Source organism: Streptomyces sp. NPDC005303 (assembly GCF_040607335.1).
Taxonomy (GTDB): domain Bacteria; phylum Actinomycetota; class Actinomycetes; order Streptomycetales; family Streptomycetaceae; genus Streptomyces.
Genome location: NZ_JBEXGM010000032.1, coordinates 44,385 through 67,295, shown reverse-complemented (window position 1 = coordinate 67,295; position 22,911 = coordinate 44,385). Strand labels below are relative to the sequence as shown.

Below are 22,911 nucleotides of genomic sequence, written 5' to 3'. Positions count from 1 at the left end.
CACACCTCCCCTGTCCGCCCACTTGGGCACACCACACCCACCCACCTACCGAACGTTCGGCCTGGAGTCTCATGTCCACCGACCAGCACCCCGACTACTTCGCCCGCCACGAGGGTCTTCTCCACCAGGCGGTGGAACGCACCCACGACCGCGGTTACTGGACGCCGTACCCGGAAACCCCCAGCACCTCCGCTTACGGAGCCGACGCACCCGAACTCGGCGAGGCATCCTTCCGTGATCTCCTCGACGGCCGCTTCCCGCTCGACGGACACCCCGCCACCGGCACCGTCTCCGCCGCCGAGGTGTCGCCCTACGGCTTTCCCCTCGGCGTCAGTTACCCCCATCTGGTGCCCGAGGTGGCCGTCGCGACCGCCAAGTCGGCGGCCACGGCCTGGCGTGCCGCGAGTCCGGACACCCGGGCCGGCGTCGCCGCCGAGATCCTGGCCCGGCTGAACGCGGCGAGCTTCGAGATCGCGCACGCCGTCCAGCACACCACCGGCCAGCCCTTCATGATGGCCTTCCAGGCGGGCGGCCCGCACGCCCAGGACCGCGGCCTCGAAGCGGTCGCGTACGCCTGGCGCGAGCAGAAGCGCCATCCGGCCACCGCTCGCTGGAGCAAGCCGCAGCACAAGGGCGGTCCCCTCGTCATGGACAAGACCTTCACCCCCGTCGGCCACGGGGTGTCGGTGCTGATCGCCTGCAACACCTTCCCCACTTGGAACGGCTATCCGGGGCTCTTCGCGAGCCTGGTCACCGGCAACCCGGTGGTGGTCAAGCCGCACCGGCGGGCCGTGCTGCCGCTGGCGATCACGGTGCGCATCGCCCGCGAGGTCCTGGCGGAGGCCGGGTTCGACCCGGATGTGGTGCTGCTCGCCGCATCGCGTTCCGACGAGCGGACCGCCCCGGCCCTGGCCACGCATCCCGACGTGCGGATCGTGGACTTCACCGGCTCCCGCGAGTTCGGCGACTGGCTGGAGGCCAACGCCCTCCAGGCCACCGTGCACACCGAGAAGGCGGGACTGAACACCGTCGTCGTGGACTCCGCGGACGACTACGCGGGGCTGCTGCGCAACCTGGCGTTCTCGCTGGCGCTCTACAGCGGCCAGATGTGCACCACCCCGCAGAACATCTTCGTCCCCCGCGAAGACTTCCCCACCGACCAGGGCCCGCGCACCGCCGACGAGTTCGCCAAGGACCTCGGGGCCGCGCTGGACAAGCTGCTCGGTGACCCGGCGCGTGCCACCGCCATCCTCGGCGCCGTGGTGAACGGCGGTGTCCTGGACCGCCTCAACCAGGCCACGGCCCTGGACCGCACCGCCCACCCCTCCCGGGAGCTGCCCCACCCCGACCACCCGGACGCCGTCGTACGCACCCCTCTGGTGGCCCGGCTCGACCCCGAAACCGACGAGGACATCTACGCCACCGAGTGGTTCGGACCGGTCTCCTTCGTCATCGCAACCGACTCCACCGCGCACAGCCTGCGGCTCCTGCACGACACCGTGCGACGGCACGGCGCGCTGACCGCCTCCGTGTACACGGCCGACGCCGCCGTACTGGAGGCGGCCCGGCAGACCGCACTGGATGCGGGCGTGCACCTGTCGGAGAACCTGACCGGCGGCGTCTTCGTCAACCAGTCCGCGGCGTTCAGCGATTTCCACGGCACCGCGGCCAACCCCGCCGCCAACGCCGCTCTCACCGACCCGGCGTTCGTCACCGGCCGTTTCTCGGTGATCCAGTCCCGCCGCCACGCCTCCGCAGAGGAGCACGTCCATGCCTGATGAGGTCTATCTGATCGACGGCGCCCGCACCCCGCTGGGCCGCCACCGCGGTGCGCTGGCCTCCGTACGCCCCGACGACCTGGCCGCCCTCGTCGTCGGCGAGGCGGTACGACGCTCCGGGATCCCCGCCGAAGCCGTCGACGAGGTGATCCTCGGCGCCGCCAACCAGGCCGGCGAGGACAACCGCAACGTGGCCCGCATGGCGGCATTGCTGGCAGGTCTGCCGGACACCGTGCCCGGATACACCGTCAACCGGCTGTGCGCGTCCGGTCTGACGGCCGTGGCTTCGGCCGCCCAGACGATACGGGCGGGCGAGGCCGACCTGATCGTCGCGGGCGGGGTGGAGTCGATGACCCGTGCCCCCTGGGTGATGGCCAAGCCCGGCACGCCCTGGGCTCGGCCCGGCGAAGTGCACGACACCCCTCTCGGCTGGCGGTTCACCAACCCGCGCTTCGAGTCCCGGACCACCGTGTCGATGGGCGAGACCGCCGAAGAGGTCGCCGCCCTGGACGGCATCACCCGCCTGGAAGCGGACGCCTTCGCGCTCCGCAGCCACCGTCGGGCCCTGGCCGCCCAGCGGGCAGGCCGGTTCGAGCGGGAGATCGTCCCTGTGCCGGTGACGGACGGCGAGGTCACCCGGGACGAGGGGCCCCGGCCGTCCACCTCGCTGGAGAAGCTGAGCGCGCTGCGCACATCCTTCCGCAGGGACGGGATCGTCACCGCGGGCAACTCCTCACCCCTGTCCGACGGGGCAGCCGCCCTGACGGTGGCGAGCGCGGCGGCGGTCGAACGGTACGGGCTGACTCCCCGCGCCCGTGTCGTCGCCGCCGCCTCGGCGGGGGTCGAGCCCCGTCTCATGGGGCTCGGCCCCGTGCCGGCCACCGCGAAGGCGCTGGACCGGGCGGCCTGGAACGCCGACGACGTCGACACGGTCGAGCTGAACGAGGCGTTCGCCTCCCAGGCTCTCGCGGTGATCCGCAGGCTGAAGCTCGACGAGGACCGCGTCAACGCCGACGGCGGCGCCATCGCCCTCGGCCACCCGCTGGGCTGCTCCGGCGCCCGTATCGTGCTCACCCTGCTCGGCCGGATGGAACGCGAGGGCGGCCACCGGGGCCTGGCGTCCATGTGCGTGGGGGTCGGGATGGGCGTGTCGATGCTGGTGGAGCGCGTATGAGCACGACCGCCGGCACCTCGTACGACACCTTGCTCGTCGAGCGACGCGCGGACCGCGTCGTCGTCACCCTGCACCGCCCCGAGGCCCGCAACGCCATCAGCGGCCGCATGATCGCCGAACTGCACGGCGTGTGCGAGGAGTTGGAGCACAATCCCAAGCTGCTCCTGCTCACCGGGCACGGCGGGGTGTTCGCCGGGGGCGCCGACATCGCCGAACTGCGCGAGCGCGGCAGGGATGAAGCGCTGCAGGGCATCAACAGCCGCCTGTTCGAGCGGATCCGCAGACTGCCCATGCCCACGGTGGCCGCCGTGCCCGGCTGGGCGCTCGGCGGCGGCGCCGAACTGGCGTACGCCTGCGACCTGCGGATCGCCGGGCCGGACGCGATTTTCGGCAATCCCGAGCCAGGTCTGGGCATCCTCGCCGCCGCCGGCGCGTGCTGGCGGCTGCGCGAACTGCTCGGCGAGTCGGTGGCCAAACAGGTCCTGCTCGCCGGCCGCACCCTCGACGCGCGTGCCGCGCTCGCCTGCGGGCTGGTCATGGACGTCGTACCGGCGGACCGGCTGATGGCCGAGGCACACGCACTGCTCGACCGCATGGCCCGCTCCTCGGCGCTCGCCCTACGGCTCACGAAGCTCGTCACCGACGCCCCGGGAGCCCATCCCGTGGCAGACGACCTGGCTCAGGCCGTGCTCTTCGAAAGCCCGGACAAAAAGGAGCGCATGACGCGCTTCCTGGAGAAGAACGGAGGCCGGACATGACCTCGGCAGCAGCACCGCCCGCCGTCGTGGGGGTGATCGGCGGCGGCCGGATGGGCGCCGGCATCGCACAGTCCTTCGCGGCCGCCGGGTCGTCCGTGGCGGTCGTGGAACGCGACGCGGCGGCCGCGATCGCCGCCCACGACCGGATCGCCGCCGGGCTGCGGCAGGTCGCCGAGCGCGGGGGGCTCGACGAAACCGCGGCCCGCGACGCGGCGGCCCGGGTCACCACCGTGACCTCGGTGGCCGAACTGCCCGGGGACGCGGGGCTCGTGGTCGAGGCGGTGCCGGAGGACGTCGCGCTCAAGGCCGGGCTGCTCGCCGCCGCCGAACAGGCCGTGGGGGCGGAGTGCGTACTGGCGAGCAACACCAGTTCCCTGCCGGTGACCGAAATCGCCGCGGCCCTGAAGCGTCCGGCACGGTTCCTGGGGATGCACTTCTTCAACCCTGTGCCCGTCTCCGCGCTGGTCGAACTGGTCACCGCTCCCGACACCAGCGAGGAGACCCTGAGGTCGGCGATCGGCTGGACCCGCGCCCTCGGCAAGCAGGAGATCGTCGTCAAGGACTCGCCGGGGTTCGCCAGCAGCCGCCTCGGTCTCGCACTCGGTCTGGAGGCGATCCGCATGGTCGAGGAGGGTGTCGCCGATCCGGAGGCCGTCGACACGGCCATGCGCCTCGGCTACCGGCACCCGATGGGGCCGCTGCGCCTCACCGACGTGGTGGGCCTCGACGTACGGCTGGCCATCGCCGAACACCTGCACACGACACTCGGGGAGCGGTTCGCGCCGCCCCGGCTGCTGCGCGAGAAGGTCTCCCGCGGCGAACTGGGCCGCAAGACCGGTCAGGGGTTCTACTCATGGCGGTGAACGACAGCCCGGCCGCCCCGACCCGGGAAGACGGCGGGGAGCACCTCGGCACGTACGGGGTGGCGTACGACGTCACCGACTCCGTGGCCGTCATCGAGTTGCGCGGCCCCACAAGCGGCAACGCGCTCGACGCGCACATGCGCAGCGCGCTGCTCACGGCAGCCCGGCGCCTGACCACGGACGCCGCCCGCGGAGTCCGGGCGGCCCTGATCACCGCACGCGGCAAGAGCTTCAGCGTCGGACAGGACCTCACGGAACACGCCCGGCTGCTGAAAACCTCGCCCACCCGGGCGTTCGCGAACCTTCCCGAGGACTACAACCCACTGGTGAAGGAGCTGAACGCGCTGCGGATCCCGCTCGTCGCGGCCGTCGAGGGCAACTGTGTCGGGGCCGGACTGGGCATCGCGCTCTGCGCCGACCTGCGCGTCGCCGCTGAGAGCGCACGCTTCGCCACCGCCTTCACCGGCCTCGGACTGGCCTCCGACTCCGGGGTCGCCCGCGCCCTCGCCCGCCAGCTCGGCCCTTCCCGCGCCGCCGGGCTCATGATTCTGGGCGAGCGCTTCTCAGCGTGGGACGCCGAACGCTGGGGCCTGGTCCAGCGCGTCGTACCGGACGGCTCGGCCACGGCCGAGGCGCTGGCCATGGCGCGCTCCCTGGCCGACGGGCCCACCGCCGCCTACCGGGAGATCAAGGCACTGCTCCGGGGTGCGGCCACCACCCCGCTGCCGGCGGCACTTGAACGCGAGGCCGTGATCCAGCGGCGGCTCGGCGCCACCGAGGACCACCAGGAAGCCGTCGCGGCCTTCCTCGAACGCCGCGCTCCGGCCTTCCGCGGCCACTGACCCACCCACACACCCAGTACGACGGGACAGAACCACCATGAACGACCCCACCGGCACACCCCCCGGGGCACAGAGCCTCGAATCGTCCTTCGAGGACACCATCGCCCGCGACCAGCGCATCGAACCCCGGGACTGGATGCCCGACGGCTACCGCGCCACGCTGGTCCGGCAGATCGCCCAGCACGCCCACTCCGAGATCATCGGCATGCAGCCGGAGGGCGAGTGGATCACGAGGGCCCCCTCGCTGCGCCGCAAGGCGATCCTGTTCGCCAAGGTGCAGGACGAGGCCGGACACGGGCTGTACCTCTACTCGGCGGCCGAGACCCTCGGCGCCGACCGCACGGAGCTGACCGAACTCCTGATCGAGGGCCGCCAGAAGTACTCCTCCATCTTCAATTACCCCACCCCCACCTTCGCGGACGTCGGCGTGATCGGCTGGTTCGTGGACGGCGCAGCCATCTGCAACCAGGTACCGCTGTGCCGCACCTCGTACGGCCCGTACGGACGCGCCATGGTCCGCGTCTGCAAGGAGGAGTCCTTCCACCAGCGGCAGGGCTACGAACTGCTGCTGACCATGATGCGGGGCACCGACGAACAGCGGGCCATGGTGCAGGACGCCGTCGACCGCTGGTGGTGGCCCTCGCTGATGATGTTCGGCCCGCCCGACGACGACTCCCCCAACTCCGTGCGGTCCATGGCCTGGAAGATCAAGCGGCACTCCAACGACGAACTGCGTCAGCGCTTCGTCGACATGACGGTCCCGCAGGCCGAGAAGCTGGGCGTCACCCTGCCCGACCCGGACCTGAGGTGGAACGAGAAGCGCGGACACCACGACTTCGGCACTCCCGACTGGGAGGAGCTGCGGCGGGTGATCTCCGGAGACGGACCGTGCAACGACGACCGGATCAGGCGACGCCGCGCCGCGCACGAGGACGGCGCCTGGGTGCGGGAGGCAGCGACCGCGTACGCCGCCAAGCAGGCCGTCCGGGTACGGGAAGGAGCGGCGGCATGAGCGAGACCACCGGCACGGACGAGCGAGCTGTGGATCGTACGCGGCGGGATTGGCCCCTGTACGAGGTGTTCGTCCGCGGCAAGCGCGGCCTCAACCACGTCCATGTCGGCTCCCTGCGCGCGGCCGACGACCACATGGCCCTCCTCCACGCCCGCGACCTGTACACACGGCGCAACGAGGGTGTGAGCATCTGGGCGGTGCGCTCCGACACCATCGCCGCCTCCACCCCCGACGAGAAGGACGCCTTCTTCGCGCCCAGCGGCGACAAGGTCTACCGGCACCCAACCTTCTACACCATCCCCGACGACGTCCCCCACATCTAGGAACAGCGCATGAGCGACGAGGACATGTACGCACACCACGACGTGACGCGGTGGGCGTTCGGAACCGGATTCACCGACCCGCTGCACGGCCTGGACCAGGCCGTGCCGGACGGTGTCGACGCGGAGGCCCTGGCGGCCTGCTGCCTCGCTCTGGGTGACGACGCCCTGGTGTCCGCCCAGCGGCTGGCCGAGTGGTGCACCCGCGCCCCGGAGCTGGAGGAGGAGCTGGCACTGGCCAACATCGGCCTTGATCTGCTGGGCCAGGCCCGCCTGCTGTACGCGAGGACCGGCCGGGCCGACGCCACCGGACGTGGCGAGGACGCCTACGCCTACTTCCGTGACCCGGCGGACTTCCGCAACGTACGACTTGCCGAACTGCCGGGCGGTGACTTCGCGTTCACCATCGCCCGGCTACTGGTGCTGTCCACCTGGCGGCTGGCCCTCTTCGAGGCTCTGACCGCCGCGCCCGACCCGGTGCTGGCCGCCATCGCCGCGAAGAGCGTCAAGGAACTGGCGTACCACCGCCGTTACGCCGCCGAGTGGACCGTGCGGCTCGGTGACGGCACCGCGGAGTCCCGCCGGCGCATGGAAACCGCCCTGGACACGGTCGCACCTTGGCTGCAGGAACTGCTGACCGACCGCACCGCGGCCCCCCTCGGCGCCGCCCCCGCCGCCGTCGCGCACCGGATCCGGTCGGAACTCGCCGAAGTGCTCCGGTCGGCCGGACTGAACCGTACCGGGGCCGGTCTCCACGGCTCGGCGCCGGTCGCCGTCCTCGCCGGCTCCGGCCGGGACGGAATCCACACCGAGTACCTGGCGCCCCTCCTCGCCGAGTTGCAGAGTGTCGCCCGCGCCCATCCGAGCGCGACATGGTGACGCCCTCGGAACGCGCCTGGCGCACCGCCCGCGAGGTTCCCGACCCCGAGCTGCCGATGCTGACGATCTCCGACCTCGGAGTGCTGCGCGGCGTCGAGGTGGCACAGGACGGCACGGTCGTCGCACGTCTCACGCCGACGTACTCGGGCTGCCCGGCCATGGCGGAGATGCGCGCGGAGGTCGCCGCCCGGCTGCGGGCTGCCGGTTTTCCCGAGGTCGAGGTGGTCACGGCGCTGGACCCGCCGTGGACCACCGACTGGATCAGCGCCGAGGGCGGCCGAAAACTCACCGCGCACGGCATCGCGCCGCCCGGGGCGCGGCAGGCCCCGGACCGGGGTACGGAACCCGTCCGGCTGCCCATGCCCCTGTTCCGGCCTCCCGCTTCGTCAGCCGTACCCTGCCCGCGCTGCGCCTCGCCCGACACCGAGGAGATCTCCCACTTCGGCTCCACCGCCTGCACGGCACTCCGGCGCTGCCACGTCTGCCTGGAGCCGTTCGAACACATCAAGGACCTCTGATGACCGACCCCGCGATCACCGCCGCCCCACGGGCCCGCCGCCGTCCCGCCTTCCACACCGTGCGCGTCGCCGCCGTCGAGCCGCTGTGCGCCGACGCCGCAGCCCTCACCTTCGAGATCCCCCACCGACTGGCCGAGGAATTCGCCTTCCTCCCCGGACAGTGCCTCACCCTGCGCCGCGAGATCGACGGCCGCGACGAGCGGCGCTCGTACTCCATCTGCTCACCGGCCGGGACGCCGCCCCGCATCGGTGTCCGCGCCGTACCCGGCGGGTTGTTCTCCTCCTGGCTCGTCCACGGAATACGGCCGGGGGACACCCTGCACGTGATGGGTCCAACTGGCGCCTTCACCCCCGACCTCGGCGATCCGGGTCAACTCGGCCACCATGTGCTCGTCGCCGCCGGATCCGGCATCACGCCGATGCTCTCCATCGCCGCCTCCGTCCTCGGCGCGGACGACACTTCACGCGTCACCCTGCTGTACGGCAACCGGCGCACCGGCTCGGTGATGTTCGCCGACGAACTCGCCGACCTCAAGGACCGGTATCCCGCCCGCTTCCAACTCGTCCACGTCCTCTCCCGTGAACCGCGCGAGGCGGACATGCTCTCGGGACGCCTGGACACCGGGCGGCTCACCGCGCTGATCGACGGCCTCATCGACGCGCGGGACGCCGAACACTGGTGGCTGTGCGGCCCGCACGGCATGGTCCGCGACGCCCACGCTGTCCTCTCCGGACTGGGTGTACCGGCCGACCGCGTCCACCAGGAACTGTTCCACGCGGACGAGGAACCTCCCGCACGGACCACGGCCGATCACGACGACGTCACGGACGACCGTCCGACGAGCGAGGTCACCGTCGTCCTGGACGGGAGGGCCACCACGTTCTCCGCCCCGCGCCAGAGCACCGTCCTCGACGGAGCCCAACAGGTCCGCCCCGACCTGCCGTTCGCGTGCAAGGGCGGAGTCTGCGGCACCTGCCGTGCCCTCGTCACCCACGGCCGGGCCGACATGCGCCGCAACTACGCGCTGGACCCGGCGGAGGTCTCCGCGGGCTACGTCCTCACCTGCCAGACCTTCGCCGCCTCCGACACCCTCACGGTCGACTTCGACAGTTGAGGTACGACGCCGGCCGGCCGGAAGGCCCGACCATGATCAGGAACCTGTGGGGTGTGCCGAGGGGCCGCGGGTGTCCTGTGACATCTGTGCGGAAGCAACTCCGTCGCTGGGTATGGAGCCTGGTGACCGACATCGCCCGGCCCGCCCGAACCCTGAACGGTCGAGACCCACCTGGGACAGGCATATCGCAAACTCGGCGTCTCCAACCGCGCGAGCCTCACTCGCATCATGCTGAACAGCGGCACCCCCTCACTTGCCCGAACCATCCCTGGCTGAGACCGGATTGGATCCTTGTTCGCCGACCGTCAGAGGCCGGAGTCCCTCGCCCGGCACCTTCCTGCGGCGGGCCGTGCGGGCGACCGGCGTCATCGCCAGGTGAAAGGGGTCCTTACCGGAGCGGGGGCCGCGACAGCCAGCGCTCGACGCCCCCATTGGCCGGCCGCTGTGGACGCCGACGGTCGTCGACGGGACCGTGTACATGGGCGCAGACAGGACCGTGTACGTCGGCAGCAAGGACCATTTCCTGTACGCGATGCACACCTGATCCAGCCCTCCACCCCGCGAGCACCGCGTGCAGCCCGCGCCGGGCGCGTCCACTGCGGTTCATGCGGGCTCAGGACTTACCGGACCGCTCACGATCCGGCTCCCAGCCCGATGCGGGTCATGAGGCGGGTCAGGGCCGAACGGGACGGTACGGACAGCTTGCGGTAGATCGAGGACAGGTGCGTTTCGACGGTGCGCCGGCTGAGGTGGAGTCGGGCGGCGATGTCCTGGTTGCTCAGGCCCTCCGCCAGCAGCCCGGCCACCTCCACCTCACGTACCGTCAGTTCCGCCAGCTCCACCGGGACTACGGGCGTCTGAGGTATCACCTGAGGGCGAGTCAGCTCGGCCAGGTCCACGAGCAGGCGTGCGCCGCCGTCCACGGCGATCCGGTGGGCGCGGTGCCACATGGCGGCGGCGCGCGTGCCCTGCCCGGTGCGCTGTACCAGGGGCGCCGCACGGAGCAGGGCGTACGCCTCCCACAGGCGCTGGCCGCAGCGGACGTATCCCTGTGCGGCCGCTTCGAGGAGGCGAACGGCCCTGCCGGTGTCGCCACGGTGCTCGGCCAGCGATGCTTCGGCTCGCAGGGCGCCTGCGCGCTGCCCGTCGAGACCGAGCCGGTCAGCCTCGCGCGCGGCCTGCGCCGCCCAGCGTCCGGCCTGGTCGACGTCGCCTGCCGCGAGGGCCGCGCCGGTGAGGGTGTCCAGCTGTCCCGGCCGGATCGAGGGTTGCAGCAGGGGAAGTTCACGGCCGCCGCCGGCCGTCATGATGGCCTCCTGGGCACGGTGCGGGTCTCCGCTCACGAACGTCGCGTGCCCGAGCATGCACCAGGCCAGGGCGGGCCACCAGCCCTTGCTCCCGCCGGCCGCCGCGACAGCCTCCTCAGCGGTTCTCAGGGCACTGTCGTCGCCGAAAGGACGGCCCAGCAGCAGCACCAGCGTCTTGATGGCCAGGGTGAACGCCAGAAGGTCGGGGCTGCCCGCGGCCCGCGCCAGTGTCTCCGCTTCCTCGGCCGCCTCCAGTGCGGACGGCAGGCGGCAGGTGGTGAGGTGGACGAAGGCCTTGCTCGTCAACAGGTGCGGCAGGACGTGGAGCCGGCCGCCACGCCGGGCGATGTCGAGCCCCCTGGTGAAGTGCCGTTCGGCGTCGGGGTAGCGCTCCAGCAGTGCCTCCGCCCAGGCCAGCCATCCCAACGACTCACACAGATCCGTGAGGCCCGGGTCGGTCAGCGCATCCGCGAGCCGGGAAGCGGCGTCGGTGAATCCGGCGGCCGCTTCCGTCTCGCCCTCGTACGACTCTCCCAGGGCCGCCAGGGCAAGGGCCGCCGCTTCGCCCGCGGGGTTGTCGTCGGCTCGGGCGATGGAGACGGCCTCGGCGACATCCGCGCGTGCCTCGGGATAGGACGCGGTGAGCAGGGCGGACATGCCGAGGGCAAGCCTCAGGGAGACCGCCTGCCCGGGAGACGAGCCCGGAGGGCGGGACAGCTCCCGGCGCAGCAGGGCGGTGGCCTCCGGGGAGTGGCCGAGGTGCCGCTCCATCACGGCGCACCAGGCGACAGCCTCCGTACGAAGTGCGGGATGATCGCCCGATGTTTCGATCAGCTGGTGCAGCAGGTCCCGGCTCTCTCGCAGGTTCCCGCTGACGCCGAGAGCCTGGGCACGCGCCAGGACCAGTTCGCCACGCCGCCGCATGTAGTCGGGCGTGTCCGGCATGTGTCCGAGGACGACGTCAAGCAGATGCGCGGCGGTGGCCGGCGCGGTCGCCGCGCACTGTGCGGCGGCTTCTTCCAGCACGGCCGCGGGCTCGGCGTCCCAGCCGGTCATCGACCGTTCGACGTGGTGGGCCCGCTCGGCGGCGTGAGCACCGCTGCGGGCGAGTTCCCGCGCGGCCCGACGATGAAGCTCGGCACGCCGCCCTGGCGCGATGTTCTCGTAGACCAGTGCCCGCACGAGTGGGTGGCGGAATGCCCAGCGGCCGCCCGGCCCGGTGCGCAGCACATCCCGCGCCACCAGTGCGCGGATCTGCTCCTCCACCTCCTGGACCGACAGCCCGATCGCCTCGGTCACCATGGCGGGTGAGGCATGGTCGCCGAGCGCTGCCACCGCCTCGGCGACACGGTGCTGTGGCGCGGTCAGCATGGCCAGCTCGTCGAGCAGCAGGGCCGCGAGCCGGCTGGGTACTCCGACCGCGTCCGTCGCGTCGGAATGGGCAAGGATGCTGTGCAGGGACGCGCCGCCCCGGTACGCGTGCAACAGTGCGAGCAGATAGAGGGGGTTGCCCTCGCTGGCGACGTACAGCTGCTTCGCCTCGTACTCGGGAACGTCGGAAGCCAGCGCCCGTATGGACTCGTCCTCGGGGAGCGGCCCCAGCGCGAAGTGGAGTACGTCTCCGCTGTCAGTGCCGCGCGCCAGCGCCGCGGTCAGGGACGTGGGGGTCTGCCGGACCCGCCGCGCCACGACCAGGAGGACCCGGCCGCGGGCGGGGTGCCGGATCAGATGATCCACGAGTTCCCGTGACGCGGGATCCGCCCAGTGCAGGTCGTCGATGGCCAGAACCAGACCGCGCTCGCCCAGGCGCGTGAGGAACGAGGTGATCGCACGATGCAGCCCGAAGCGGGCGGCGGCGCCCCAGTCGGACCCATCGCCTGGCGGCGCTTGCCGGATGCCGTGCAGCACCACGTCCAGTTCGGGGAGGGCAGGGTCAGCGGCCATGATGGCGGGGTCGACATCGGCGAGCGCGTCGGTGAACGCCTGGAAAGGGACGTGCTGTTCGTACTCCGTGGCCCGGCCGCGAAGCACCGTGAATCCTTCCTGGCGGGCCCGGGCGCAGACTTCGCCGAGCAACCGGCTCTTTCCGATGCCGGGTTCACCGGCGATGTCGACGACCGCCGGTACACCGGGCCGGTCCGGGCCAGCGAGCAGGGCGTCAAGCCTGGCGAGTTCCGCTGCTCTGCCCACCAGTTGTGCCACGCCCGTGCCTCCGCCTTGCCACCAAGTCGATCTTCCTCTGCCAATCCTAGACGGGGCCACTGACACTGACACATATCGGACTCGGACCCGGCAGGACGTCGGCTTGCGTCGTGGCGGCGGGTTTGTCGGAGCTCTGCCCGCCGGTGGCGTGAACCCGGACTCAGGTCGGACGCCGACGCCGACCCGCCGACGACCGGCGCGGTCACCGCGACGGCTGCCCACCCTGCCCTGCGTACGCCCTCGGTGACACGATGGGGAGCGCACGCACGCCGACCGGAAACCGTCCGCTCCGCACTGCGATCCAAGACGTCTGTCGGGGGCGGGATACCGCCGCCCCTGGCGCCGAGGCCGTATCCGCATACGTAGTTCCACCGATGTTTCCAGCGCCCGGATCCGAGAAGATCGACGTCCGCATGCGGCCGCATCCGCGTCAGCCCTGGGCACGCCGACCGATGGCGCCGGAATGCCGCTGTGTGGGCACGACCCGGATCTACCCGGATCCGTATCCAGGTGCGCGATGACTGCGTTCACGGCGTCGCCCGCAGCACTTCAAGGGAGAAACGTGTTCGCCTTCCGTCACCTCAGGGGTGCGCGTGCGTGACGAACTACCGCTGATCGGCAGTCTGAGGGCTGCTGTCGGCGCCGCCCCGGACGACGTACCTCTGCGGCTCCACCTGGCGGAGCTGCTGCTCGAACACGGCCGCGCCGACGAGGCCGTCGTCGAAGTCGCCGCCGCCCTCCAGCGCTCGCCCAGCGACGCGCGGGCGCGCGCCGTCATGGCCCGCGCCATGAACCCGGCCCCCGCCCAGGACCGGGCACCCGTCCAGCACTCGGCGCCCGAATTCGACTGGCGCCGTGCGGAGAGCGAGTTCGCCGGTGTCGCCGTCGTCGAGCCGCGCTTCACCGAAGGGACGGACGGGGCCTGGGACGTCGAGGACGCAGGCCGGGTACGGCTGGCCGATGTCGGGGGCATGGATGACGTCAAGCGGCGCCTGGAAGCCGCGTTCCTTGCGCCGATGCGCAACCCGGAACTGCGCAGGCTGTACGGCAAGCGCATGCGTGGCGGGCTCCTCCTGTACGGCCCGCCGGGTTGCGGCAAGACGTTCATCGCCCGTGCCGTCGCTGGTGAGCTCGGCGCGCGGTTCATGACCGTGGGCCTGAGTGACGTCCTCGACATGTACATCGGCCAGTCCGAACGCAACCTGCACGGCGTCTTCGAGACCGCCCGCCGCAACGCCCCCTGCGTGCTGTTCCTGGACGAACTCGACGCGCTCGGCGCCAAGCGCAGCATGGTCCGTCACAGTGGGCTGCGCACCACCGTCAACCAGCTCCTGGCCGAACTCGACGGCATCCACGCCGGCACCGACGAGGGCGTGTTCGTGCTCGCGGCCACCAACCATCCCTGGGACGTGGATACCGCTTTGCGCCGCCCCGGCCGTCTGGACCGCACTCTCCTCGTGCTGCCACCGGACGCCCCGGCGCGCGCGTCGATCCTGCGCTACCACCTGAGGGGCCGCCCCGTTGCCGACGTGGATCTGGCCGCCGTCGTCCGCCGTACGGACGGCTACTCGGGCGCCGACCTGGAGCACCTGTGCGAGACCGCCTCCGAGCGGGCACTCATGGACTCCGTCGCCGGCGGCACACCCCGGATGATCGGCAACGACGATCTGACCGCCGCCCTCAGCCAGGTGCGGGCCTCGACCGGGCCCTGGTTCGACAGCGCCCGCAATGTGGCGATGTTCGCCAACGAGGGCGGCATGTACGACGACCTGCTCACCTATTTCAAGCGAAGCGGAAAGCGCCGACCGTGAGAACGACTCCCCACGACACCATCGCTCAGCGCGCCCTGGCGCTCGCCGAGACAGGCCGTCACCAGGAAGCCGCGGCGCTGTTCGCCCGGCACCTGGCCGCCGATCCGACCGACACCATGTCCTGGTCCCTCCTCGCCCACTGCCGCAGGGAACTCGGCGACCCGGAGGGGGCGTTGGACGCCACCGACCAGGGCCTGCGGTACGACCCCACCGACGCGTACGTATGGCGCATCCGCGCCCTGACCCTGCTGACCCTGGAACGCCACGCGGACGCCGTGGACGCGGCCGCCGAAGCGGTCAGACTGGCACCGGGCGGCTGGGCCACTCACAACGCCCACGCGCGAGCCCTCGCCACCGTCCCCGGAGGGCTTCCCGCCGCCCGCGCCGCCGCCCTGCGCTCCACCGAACTCGCTCCCCAGGAACCACAGGCCCACTTCACCCTCGGCTACGTCGCCCAGGCCTCCGGCGACCACCAGACCGCCGCCCGCTCCTACCGCACGGTTCTGCGGCTGAACCCCCAGCACGCCGAAGCCCGCAACAACCTGGGCACCCTCAAGCTGAACGGCCGCCGCAACCGGGGCCAGTTCGGCGCCGCCCAGGACTTCGCCGCGTCCCTCGCCACCGACCCGCAGTCGTCCGCCGCGCAGCACAACGTCCTGGTCGTGGCGTTGAGAGTGCTCACCACGGCACGCCGGCTCACCGTGTGGTGCCTCCTCGGGGCGCCCGCCCTCCGCTGGTACCTCGGTGGCGCCCGCCTGGACGGCCCGGCACCGTCGGCGGCCCTGCAACCGCGCCTCGCCGCGCTGGCCGCGATCGCCCTCGTCTGGGCATGCTGGGCCTGGTCGACACGTCGGCGCCTCCCCCGTGCGCTGCGCGACCCGATGTGGGCCATGCTCCTGCGCGACCGCCGTTTCGCGACGTCGGCCTTCGGAATCCTCGTGGCGATGCTGGGCGCGATCGCCGCGCTGACCCTGCCGCAGCTCTCCACGGTCGAACTCGCCGCGATCTTCCTGGGTGGATTGGTCCCGCTCTCGCTGACGCCCAAGACGGGCGGACGTAAGACCCAGTGAAGGGAGACACCCATCCGGTGATCGTCGTGCGGCAGGTCGCGATGCCGAAGTCCGTCGGCATCACCGTGCCTTCGCGGGCCAGCATGAGCTTTCGGGCTCCTGCCGGATGGCCGACGGTCACAGGGTGTGGCCCGTCCGGCCGACGCTGTGACCGGTCCTTCGAACGGGTGGGGAGCGCGGAGTCCCCGACCGGACCGGAACGGTTCACCGCCTCATGAGCGGGACGCTGAGAACTCCGCGGTCGTGTCCGACTATCAGGACCGGACCCGCGGTGGCCGGACAGGTGAGCGCCACATCCGACGCGATGTGCCGCACCGTGCCGGTCTCCGGTTTCCAACCTCGCAGTCGGTGACCGTGCCGGGTGCCGGTGACCAGGACCGAGCGGCGCCGTGCAAGGTGGTGCAGTGATGACCGGCAGGCCGGCGGTCCCCGTCTGCGATCACGGGCGTCGCCTTCACCTCGCCACCGGCCAGGGGCTCAGAGGAGAGCGTGAATGCCGGACAGTGTGACGATCGCTCCCCAAGCGATCGTCACGACGATCCACGCGATCACCGTGCGGTGAGGATCCACATCGTAGGGTGGGGCGAAGGCGAAGATCGCGGGGTCCTCGGGGCTGTAGCGGACGGACAGGCGGGTCCCGAGGGGGACGTCGTCGTGGTGGGTCAGGCCGGAGGGGCCGAGGCCGATGACCGTCAGACCCTCGTGCGTCGTGAAGGTGACGACGGCAGCGTAGGTGTATGTGGTGATCTCCTCGTTGTGATGGGCGTCGCGCATGAGGGAGACGACCTCGGCGGTCACGGTCGATGCGCCGTCGAGCAGAGCCCGGCGACGCCCTCGCCGCCGGACGGCGCCGACGCAGGCGCATGTGAGGAGGACGGTCAGGCCGTCGCCGAGACCGAGCAGGGCCCAGCCGTAACTGTGGTGCTGGACGGTCGTGAAACGCAGGAGCAGGACGGCCGCACAGAGCACCGCGGCCCACAACGCACCGGCCAACTCCTGCCCCCGGCTGACCGGCGAGCTCCGCACGCGGAACGCGGAGGGTTCTCCCGACGGGAAACGCACCCAGACCGGTCGGCCCTCCCAGGCGACGTAGAGCGCGCCGTTCTTCCCGTCGGCCGTTCGCAGCGTCAGCTCCTGCCCGGTCGACGGGACCTGGAAGGCCACGGTCACCGGCAGGCCGTGCGTTCGATCCGTCTCGGGCGGCGGTACATCGACCCGCACGATCCGGGAGCCGACGGAGCGCGCCACCGGGTCCGAGGTGAACCTTGTCGCGTACCACACCGCCTCCACCAGCGCCCACCCTCCGAAGCCGGCAGCCAACAGCAGCAGCAACGCGTTTCCTGACATCCGTCAATCCCCGCCTCGCCACACGTGAGGTCGAACTCTGTCCACAACGGCGAGAGCCTTCCAGTTGCTGGACTGGAAATCCTCAGTGGAATTACGCATCTTTCCCTGTCAGGTCGGCCATCTCCGTAGTTCCACGGATGACAGGCCCTGTCCCGGATCGAAGTCACCGATGGCGACGCAACAGACAGCGCCACGACTCAGGCTCCGGTCGTCGCGACTACCCCAGCAAGGTCATCGACCAGCCGACGTACAGGTCTGACGCTGCCCAGCCACCACCCGAGTGTGCGGGTCACGGCTGCCCATCGCCCGCCACGCCACCTTCCTCGTCGGCGGGTCGTATGGTCGAGGCGACTGCTTCCACGTCCAGCCCGACGTCGCGACGGACACCATCGCGGCGAGGACCTGCGTTGTTGCGGCCTCGCGAAGCCACTGCGGACGATGGCACCACGCCACAGAGACGGGACCAGCCACCATGCCGCACACGACCGCCTTCGCCAGGAACCAGTGGTTCCCGGCAGAACAGTCCGGTAGACGCTCTCGCCAGTGATCACTTCCAACAGGCTCCGCTGCCGGACGCACCATCGGCAGTCGAGTTCATCCAGAGCTGGTCCACATGAAGACACCCCGTACATGTACTTCGGATGCATCCGGTGCCGAGATGTCCGCTGCAGATCGGCATCGGACCGCATTCAAGTCCCGGAATGCCGAATATGTCGCACGCACAGTAGACAGGAACGACGATACCCAAGGCCCAAATTCGCCCCGGATTCGACCCGGGCAGTTTGTTCAGCGAGCAAACAAGGCCTCTGACCTGTAGCTATTCAGCGCCGCGCACTACGCATCGGACCAAGCGTGCGGTTAGAGGGAGCAGTGACGACACCTGACCTTGTCGACTCTCCACAAGGCGACAGTGCGAGCCCCGTGAATCCGCACCAGCGCCCGCCCCAACCACGCGTCAGTCAGCATTCACCTGGTGCCCACCAAACCCGCCAAGCCCTGCGCAAGCGACTGGGCTTCGAATGGAACCCTTCAGCATCACCTGACGGAGCATCAGAAAAGTCAGCAAAAGTCAGCAAGCGTTCTGCCACAGCCGCCCACAGACGGCCACACCGTGGACTCGCCGCCCGCACCGGGCCAGACGAAAGCGCGGTCGACCACTCTCCAGCAAGCGGTCGACCGGCTAAGGCATTGTCCGGCCACGCCCCACTCGATAACGCCGCCAACACGCCAGGCATCCCTGCGGGTCAGCGCACTCTTCCCCGCGGCTTCAACGCCACGGGCGGCAGTTCCGGAGCGGGCAGCGGAGCACCGTCGTACCCCTTGACTTCTCCGAACCGGGTCCCCACCATCCAGTCCTGACGGGCCTGCTCGATCTCCTCCTGGGACCGCCCGATCCAGTTCCAGAACATGACCAGTTCCTCCTCGAACGGCTCGCCGCCCAGGAGCATCAGGCCCGCGTCCGACTCGGCGCGCAGCGGGAGTTCGGTGCGGCCGCAGCCGAGGTAGAGCATCGAGCCGGGCAGTACCGGAACCCCGTCCACGTGGGCCTCGCCGGACATGGACAGGACGGCGTACTCGAAGTCCGGTTCCAGCGGCAGGCGTACGTCCGTGCCACGGGTGAGGGTCAGGTCGGCGCCGACGATGGGGGTGTACGCCGTTCCGGGTGAGCGTGCGCCGTCGAGGTCGCCCAGGATGAGCGTGGCCGTCAGGCCCGGGGCCGTGACCTGCGGCAGCCCGGTGTGGTGCTCGAAGCGCGGGTCGGTGTGGCGGTGCCCGTCCGGCAGGGCGACCCAGAGCTGGGCGCCGTGCAGGAACCGGGCGTGCGACTTCGGGCTTTCCTCGGAGTGGCTGATCGCGCGGCCGGAGGTCATCAGCCCCAGCTCCCGGGGGCGGATGGTCTGGAGGCTGCCGGTGGAGTCGCGGTGCAGGACCTCGCCCTGGTGCAGCCAGCTCACCGTCTGCAGGCCCATGTGCGGGTGCGGGGGCACCTGCATGCCCGGCTCGTCGGCGATGTCGTCGGGGCCGTAGTGATCGACGAAACACCAGGCGCCGACCATGCGGCGGCCGAGGTTGGGCAGCAGCCTGCGCACCTCGCTGGACTCGCCGAGCTTGACGCGGCGGGGGCTGAGGAGTTCGCGCACGGGTTCCGCCACCACGAAGCCGCGGCCGCCGCACAGGGCGGGGACCGCCTGGCGATCAAGATTGCTCATGGCGCCCAACCTAGCCCCGTGAAGCGTTTCCCGTCAGGTCCTCCTCTCGGGGCTCCGGGACCGGTGCGCCCCGGGCGGTCCGCCGCTATCCGGAAATAGTAGCCATGGACATAATAGCCATGTACCGTATCGGTCATGAGTACGGCATCCGAGGGCGCGACGCCCGGTTTCCTGGTCTGGCGACTGTCGATGAAGTGGCGGGTCGCCGTCGACCGCGCGGTGGCGCCACTCGGTCTGACGCACGCCCAGTACTCGCTGGTGGCATCGCTGTACGGCATGCAGCGCGGCGGCGAACGCCCCAGCCAGCGACGCCTCGCCGACCGGACCGGCCTCGAACCGCTCTATGTCTCCAAGCTGGCGCGCTCCCTGGAGGGCGCCGGGCTCCTGGAGCGCGCCCGCGACCCGCGCGACCCGCGCGCGGTGCAACTGGCGCTCACCGAGGAGGGCCGCGAGCGGACCCGGCAGGCCATCGAGGTCGTCCAAGGTCTCCTGGAGCAACTGCTGGCACCGCTCGGAGGCCTGGACAGCGCACGCACGCGGGAGTTGCAGCGTGAGCTGACGACCCTGCTCGACGCACCTCTCGACCCGACGAACGAGAACCTCAAGGAGCAGTCATGACCACCACCACTCCCGTCCTCGGCCCCCGCGTCATAGGCCTGGCCCACTACGCCGGCCGCGCCCTTCTCGAGCACGTCCTGGCCCGCCACGGCGCGACCTTCCAGCAGTCCGTCACGCTGCGGCTGGCCGCCGTCGCGGAGGGGCCGGTCGAGAGGGCCGGCATCGTCGAGGGTCTGGTCGGCGCACTGAAGATCGACGCGGCGGAGGCGCACTCCCTGGTCGACGAGCTGATCTCCACGGGGCTGCTGGCTCGCCATGAGTCGTCCCGGGTACGGATCACGGACGCCGGACGGGCCCTGTTCGAGGCGACGTCCGCCGCGACCGCCCCTGTCACCGCCCGGGTCTACGCCGGCATCCCCGCGCAGGACCTGGCGGTCGCCGGACGCGTACTGGCCCTCATCACCGAGCGGGCCGACGACGAACTCGCCGCCCTCACCAAGTAGTGGAATATTGAACCACCTGGTTCGGTTGTCGGCCTCGAAGCCGAAGGAGGCACCAGTGGAGACCACGTACTACGACCACGGAACGCCGGCGGAGCGCTGGGAGCGCGCGCAGATGTTCTTCGACGCCAAGGAGTACGACACCGCGGCGCGGGTCCTGGACGGACTGGTCGAGGAGGTCCCGGAGCAGACCGGACCGCGGCTGCTGCTGGCCCGCGCCTACTACCACTCGGCCCAACTGCGGCGCGCGGAGACCGAGTTGCGGGTGATTGTCGAGCGCGACCCGGTCGAGCAGTACGCCCGGCTGATGCTGGGTCGCACGCTTGAGCGGCAGGGACGGCACACCGATGCCGAGCCGCACCTGCGCCTTGCCTCGGCGCTGGCGGGCGACTTCGAGTAACGCCCGGCATCACAGGGGCCCGGTTCCGCACAGGAACCGGGCCCATGTACGTCTCAGACAGTCGCGCTCTTCTTCTCCCGCCGGTGCGCGATCTCGCCGAGGATCACGTCCGCGACGATGAAGCCGGCCAACGGGATGCCGAGCAGCGGCACGAAGTAGCCGAGGACGGCGACGGCCACCACGCCGGGTACCAGGATCTGCGGCGGGACCTGCTGCCAGGCGCCGCGCGGGATCGGCCGGCCGAAGGCGGAGCCCCGGCCGCGCTGCCACCACATGCGGTAGCCCCACACGATCAGCAGGACCAGCGCCAGTGCGAGGAGCATCAGGGCGATCTGGTTGACCAGCCCGAACAGGACGCCGGTGTGCAGGTCGATGCCCCACCGGGTCAGCTTGGCGAGCAGCGGGTAGTCCGTGAACCGCACTGTGTCGGAGACCTCGCCGCTGGTCGGGTCGACGGCGACCGAGTCCTGCTTCTCGGGCCAGCTGCGCTGCACCTGCCGTACGACATAGGCCGAGGACTCGTCGGCGGGCGGCACGATCTCGACGGGGTCGCCGAGCCCTTCGGCGCGGGCGGCGGCCAGCACCTTGTCCGGGCCGACGCCGTGCTCGGCGCCCCCGGCCGAGGTGGACGCGCCGTGGCCCGAGTGGTCGCCGCCCGCGGCCGCGGAGACCGACGGCGTGGACTGGCCGAGCGAGGTGCGCAGTTCGTCGATGTTGGCGCCGGCGTACGTCGACCAGGTCAGTCCGGTCGCCGACAGGAAGAAGAAGCCGGCCGCCGCCCACACGCCGACGCTGCCGTGCAGTCCCAGCGTGCGGCGCCGCCCGCTGGTGCCGCGGACCTTGCGCAGGGCCCGGCGGCGGGAGAACCACAGCACGATGCCGCCGCCCGCGATCACCCACAGCCAGCTCGCGGCGAACTCGCTGTAGAGGCGGCCGTTCTCGCCGAGGTGCAGGTCGCGGTGGAACTCGTCGATCCAGGTGCGCAGCGGCAGCGCGCCGGTCGAGCCGTACTGCTCCAGCGCGCCGCGGACCTCGCCGGTGTACGGGTCGACGAACACGGCGAGCGTGTGGTTCGGGTCCACTCCCGGCACGCCGGACAGCAGCACCCTGGTCGTCGCGTCGGCCGCGGGCGAGGGGCGTATCGCCGAGACCGTGCCCTCGGGGTGGGCCTTGCGGGCGGCGGCCACCTGGTCGGACACGGGGAGCTTGGTGTCGCCGACGGCGGCGACGGTCATCTCGTCCCGGTAGGCGATCTTCTCGGCCTGGAAGGCACCGGCGTACAGGAAGCCGGTGACGGCGGCGACGAGCAGGAAGGGGGCGACGAACACGCCGGCGTAGAAGTGCAGACGCAGCACGAGCGGGCGCAGCGGGGACCATCTGCTGGGGGCCGACGCGGGGGCGGCCGGCCCGGGGGCCTCGTCCGTGGTCGTCGAGGGGGCGATGGACATCGGCGGCTTCTCCGGGGGCTGGGGACGGGGGCGGTCCAGTAGTCGGAGGAAAGGTGCGCCGAGTTCCCGGGCTCCCAAGTGACCTGCATCACAGGGCGCTCCATGGCATCCTGGCGCGATGTCAACTCCGAGTCACCGCGCGCCCCTTGCCGAGCTGATCGAGGAACTCCTGGCCGCGGACTGCCCGCTGCCGATCGTGGCGGCCGGCGAACCGGTCCTGCGGCGCGGCACCGAGCGCTACGACGGCCAGCTGGACCCCGCTCTCCTGGCCCGCTTCGTCGAGGCGCTGCGCGTCACCATGCACGCGGCGCCCGGCGTGGGGCTGGCCGCCCCTCAGGTGGGGGTGCCGCTGCGGATCGCGGTCGTCGAAGACCCGGCGCCCGTACCGGAGGAGATCCGGCTGGCGCGCGGGCGGGTGCCGCTGCCGTTCCGGGTGCTGGTCAATCCGTCGTACGGGGCGGTCGGCACCGAACGGATGGCGTTCTTCGAGGGGTGTCTGAGCGTGCCGGGGTGGCAGGCCGTGGTGGCCCGGCCCGCCGAGGTGCGGCTGACGTGCGAGGACGAGAACGGGCGCCCGGTGGACGAGGTGTTCAGCGGCTGGCCCGCGCGGATCGTCCAGCACGAGACGGACCACCTCGACGGCACGCTCTATCTCGACCGCGCCGAGCTGCGCTCGCTGTCCTCCCACCAGGCGATGGCCGAGCGCTGGACGCAACCGACGCCGGAGCAGGCGGCCGCGTCCCTCGGCTTCGAGCTGCCGGGCTGACGGCTGACGGACGACGGACGACGGCGAGAGCGT

Annotated in this window: 20 protein-coding genes and 1 pseudogene; 17 read left to right on the top strand and 4 right to left on the bottom strand. The window is 71.4% G+C overall.

Going from position 1 to position 22,911, the window contains the following annotated elements:
* Positions 1 to 71 precede the first annotated feature (71 nt).
* The 11 genes and pseudogenes from paaN to ABZT93_RS32540 form a co-directional block, all read left to right on the top strand.
* Entirely contained in the window at positions 72 to 1,778 is a 1,707-nt protein-coding gene (gene paaN / locus ABZT93_RS32590) for a phenylacetic acid degradation protein PaaN (protein ID WP_356111453.1), read from the top strand.
* A complete protein-coding gene (locus ABZT93_RS32585) occupies positions 1,771 to 2,952 on the top strand; it encodes a thiolase family protein (RefSeq protein ID WP_356111451.1) in 1,182 nt (393 codons plus the stop codon). The genes paaN and ABZT93_RS32585 overlap by 8 nt, the downstream gene beginning before the upstream one ends.
* The gene (locus ABZT93_RS32580) at positions 2,949 to 3,710 is read left to right on the top strand and encodes an enoyl-CoA hydratase/isomerase family protein (protein ID WP_356111449.1); all 762 of its coding nucleotides are present in this window, start codon (positions 2,949 to 2,951) and stop codon (positions 3,708 to 3,710) included. The genes ABZT93_RS32585 and ABZT93_RS32580 overlap by 4 nt, the downstream gene beginning before the upstream one ends.
* Positions 3,707 to 4,573, top strand: coding sequence for a 3-hydroxyacyl-CoA dehydrogenase family protein (locus ABZT93_RS32575; RefSeq protein WP_356111447.1), 867 nt, complete (start codon positions 3,707 to 3,709; stop codon positions 4,571 to 4,573). The genes ABZT93_RS32580 and ABZT93_RS32575 overlap by 4 nt, the downstream gene beginning before the upstream one ends.
* Complete coding sequence (locus ABZT93_RS32570) at positions 4,564 to 5,415, top strand: enoyl-CoA hydratase-related protein (protein ID WP_356111445.1); 852 nt, start codon at positions 4,564 to 4,566, stop codon at positions 5,413 to 5,415. Before ABZT93_RS32575 ends, ABZT93_RS32570 begins: the two co-directional genes overlap by 10 nt.
* A 37-nt stretch (positions 5,416 to 5,452) precedes the next feature.
* Positions 5,453 to 6,427: a 1,2-phenylacetyl-CoA epoxidase subunit PaaA gene (gene paaA, locus ABZT93_RS32565; protein WP_356111443.1), complete on the top strand. Its 975-nt coding sequence runs from the start codon at positions 5,453 to 5,455 to the stop codon at positions 6,425 to 6,427.
* Positions 6,424 to 6,750, top strand: a complete 327-nt coding sequence (gene paaB / locus ABZT93_RS32560; protein ID WP_356111442.1) for a 1,2-phenylacetyl-CoA epoxidase subunit PaaB — start codon at positions 6,424 to 6,426, stop codon at positions 6,748 to 6,750. Before paaA ends, paaB begins: the two co-directional genes overlap by 4 nt.
* A gap of 9 nt (positions 6,751 to 6,759) precedes the next feature.
* Entirely contained in the window at positions 6,760 to 7,626 is an 867-nt protein-coding gene (gene paaC / locus ABZT93_RS32555) for a 1,2-phenylacetyl-CoA epoxidase subunit PaaC (protein WP_356111440.1), read from the top strand.
* Positions 7,620 to 8,144: a 1,2-phenylacetyl-CoA epoxidase subunit PaaD gene (gene paaD, locus ABZT93_RS32550; protein WP_356111438.1), complete on the top strand. Its 525-nt coding sequence runs from the start codon at positions 7,620 to 7,622 to the stop codon at positions 8,142 to 8,144. The genes paaC and paaD overlap by 7 nt, the downstream gene beginning before the upstream one ends.
* Positions 8,144 to 9,259, top strand: coding sequence for a 1,2-phenylacetyl-CoA epoxidase subunit PaaE (paaE, locus tag ABZT93_RS32545; RefSeq protein WP_356111436.1), 1,116 nt, complete (start codon positions 8,144 to 8,146; stop codon positions 9,257 to 9,259). Before paaD ends, paaE begins: the two co-directional genes overlap by 1 nt.
* A 165-nt stretch (positions 9,260 to 9,424) precedes the next feature.
* Positions 9,425 to 9,535, top strand: a pseudogene (locus tag ABZT93_RS32540) (hypothetical protein); the annotation flags it as partial.
* Positions 9,536 to 9,891: 356 nt separating this feature from the next.
* On the opposite strand, the gene ABZT93_RS32535 reads toward ABZT93_RS32540, so the two are convergent.
* Positions 9,892 to 12,768: an AAA family ATPase gene (locus tag ABZT93_RS32535; RefSeq protein ID WP_356111434.1), complete on the bottom strand. Its 2,877-nt coding sequence runs from the start codon at positions 12,766 to 12,768 to the stop codon at positions 9,892 to 9,894.
* Between the two features lie 593 nt (positions 12,769 to 13,361).
* Between ABZT93_RS32535 and ABZT93_RS32530 the strand changes: the two genes are divergently transcribed.
* Both ABZT93_RS32530 and ABZT93_RS32525 read left to right on the top strand, forming a co-directional pair.
* Positions 13,362 to 14,579 carry an ATP-binding protein gene (locus ABZT93_RS32530; protein ID WP_356111432.1) on the top strand — a complete coding sequence of 406 codons (1,218 nt, stop codon included), beginning with the start codon at positions 13,362 to 13,364 and terminating at the stop codon, positions 14,577 to 14,579.
* The gene (locus ABZT93_RS32525) at positions 14,576 to 15,649 is read left to right on the top strand and encodes a tetratricopeptide repeat protein (RefSeq protein ID WP_356111430.1); all 1,074 of its coding nucleotides are present in this window, start codon (positions 14,576 to 14,578) and stop codon (positions 15,647 to 15,649) included. Before ABZT93_RS32530 ends, ABZT93_RS32525 begins: the two co-directional genes overlap by 4 nt.
* A gap of 477 nt (positions 15,650 to 16,126) precedes the next feature.
* Here the strand turns inward: ABZT93_RS32525 and ABZT93_RS32520 are convergent, their stop codons facing one another.
* Complete coding sequence (locus ABZT93_RS32520) at positions 16,127 to 16,996, bottom strand: DUF3592 domain-containing protein (RefSeq protein ID WP_356111428.1); 870 nt, start codon at positions 16,994 to 16,996, stop codon at positions 16,127 to 16,129.
* Between the two features lie 1,244 nt (positions 16,997 to 18,240).
* Positions 18,241 to 19,206, bottom strand: coding sequence for a pirin family protein (locus ABZT93_RS32515; protein ID WP_356111426.1), 966 nt, complete (start codon positions 19,204 to 19,206; stop codon positions 18,241 to 18,243).
* A gap of 135 nt (positions 19,207 to 19,341) precedes the next feature.
* Between ABZT93_RS32515 and ABZT93_RS32510 the strand changes: the two genes are divergently transcribed.
* From ABZT93_RS32510 to ABZT93_RS32500, 3 genes are read left to right on the top strand one after another with little or no spacing between them, the layout of a single operon-like run.
* Entirely contained in the window at positions 19,342 to 19,824 is a 483-nt protein-coding gene (locus tag ABZT93_RS32510) for a MarR family transcriptional regulator (RefSeq protein ID WP_356111425.1), read from the top strand.
* Positions 19,821 to 20,267 carry a MarR family transcriptional regulator gene (locus tag ABZT93_RS32505; RefSeq protein WP_356111423.1) on the top strand — a complete coding sequence of 149 codons (447 nt, stop codon included), beginning with the start codon at positions 19,821 to 19,823 and terminating at the stop codon, positions 20,265 to 20,267. Before ABZT93_RS32510 ends, ABZT93_RS32505 begins: the two co-directional genes overlap by 4 nt.
* 55 nt (positions 20,268 to 20,322) lie before the next feature.
* Entirely contained in the window at positions 20,323 to 20,664 is a 342-nt protein-coding gene (locus ABZT93_RS32500; RefSeq protein WP_356111421.1) for a tetratricopeptide repeat protein, read from the top strand.
* Between the two features lie 53 nt (positions 20,665 to 20,717).
* On the opposite strand, the gene ABZT93_RS32495 is transcribed toward ABZT93_RS32500, so the two are convergent.
* Positions 20,718 to 22,112 (bottom strand): PepSY domain-containing protein, encoded by a 1,395-nt coding sequence (locus ABZT93_RS32495; protein ID WP_356111419.1) that lies wholly within the window; start codon positions 22,110 to 22,112, stop codon positions 20,718 to 20,720.
* Between the two features lie 118 nt (positions 22,113 to 22,230).
* On the opposite strand from ABZT93_RS32495, the gene ABZT93_RS32490 reads away from it, so the two are divergent.
* A complete protein-coding gene (locus ABZT93_RS32490) occupies positions 22,231 to 22,878 on the top strand; it encodes a peptide deformylase (protein ID WP_356111417.1) in 648 nt (215 codons plus the stop codon).
* Positions 22,879 to 22,911: the final 33 nt, after the last annotated feature.

What these genes read in the sequence shown, in the direction of transcription:
- paaB (WP_356111442.1), top strand. Translation starts at nt 6,424, where the DNA reads ATGAGCGAGACCACCGGCACGGACGAGCGAGCTGTGGATCGTACGCGG.
- ABZT93_RS32505 (WP_356111423.1), top strand. Translation starts at nt 19,821, where the DNA reads ATGACCACCACCACTCCCGTCCTCGGCCCCCGCGTCATAGGCCTGGCC.
- paaD (WP_356111438.1), top strand. Translation starts at nt 7,620, where the DNA reads ATGGTGACGCCCTCGGAACGCGCCTGGCGCACCGCCCGCGAGGTTCCC.
- paaC (WP_356111440.1), top strand. Translation starts at nt 6,760, where the DNA reads ATGAGCGACGAGGACATGTACGCACACCACGACGTGACGCGGTGGGCG.
- ABZT93_RS32515 (WP_356111426.1), bottom strand. Translation starts at nt 19,206, where the DNA reads ATGAGCAATCTTGATCGCCAGGCGGTCCCCGCCCTGTGCGGCGGCCGC.
- ABZT93_RS32575 (WP_356111447.1), top strand. Translation starts at nt 3,707, where the DNA reads ATGACCTCGGCAGCAGCACCGCCCGCCGTCGTGGGGGTGATCGGCGGC.
- paaE (WP_356111436.1), top strand. Translation starts at nt 8,144, where the DNA reads ATGACCGACCCCGCGATCACCGCCGCCCCACGGGCCCGCCGCCGTCCC.
- paaA (WP_356111443.1), top strand. Translation starts at nt 5,453, where the DNA reads ATGAACGACCCCACCGGCACACCCCCCGGGGCACAGAGCCTCGAATCG.
- ABZT93_RS32520 (WP_356111428.1), bottom strand. Translation starts at nt 16,996, where the DNA reads ATGTCAGGAAACGCGTTGCTGCTGCTGTTGGCTGCCGGCTTCGGAGGG.
- ABZT93_RS32490 (WP_356111417.1), top strand. Translation starts at nt 22,231, where the DNA reads ATGTCAACTCCGAGTCACCGCGCGCCCCTTGCCGAGCTGATCGAGGAA.
- ABZT93_RS32510 (WP_356111425.1), top strand. Translation starts at nt 19,342, where the DNA reads ATGAGTACGGCATCCGAGGGCGCGACGCCCGGTTTCCTGGTCTGGCGA.
- paaN (WP_356111453.1), top strand. Translation starts at nt 72, where the DNA reads ATGTCCACCGACCAGCACCCCGACTACTTCGCCCGCCACGAGGGTCTT.
- ABZT93_RS32585 (WP_356111451.1), top strand. Translation starts at nt 1,771, where the DNA reads ATGCCTGATGAGGTCTATCTGATCGACGGCGCCCGCACCCCGCTGGGC.
- ABZT93_RS32570 (WP_356111445.1), top strand. Translation starts at nt 4,564, where the DNA reads ATGGCGGTGAACGACAGCCCGGCCGCCCCGACCCGGGAAGACGGCGGG.
- ABZT93_RS32495 (WP_356111419.1), bottom strand. Translation starts at nt 22,112, where the DNA reads ATGTCCATCGCCCCCTCGACGACCACGGACGAGGCCCCCGGGCCGGCC.
- ABZT93_RS32580 (WP_356111449.1), top strand. Translation starts at nt 2,949, where the DNA reads ATGAGCACGACCGCCGGCACCTCGTACGACACCTTGCTCGTCGAGCGA.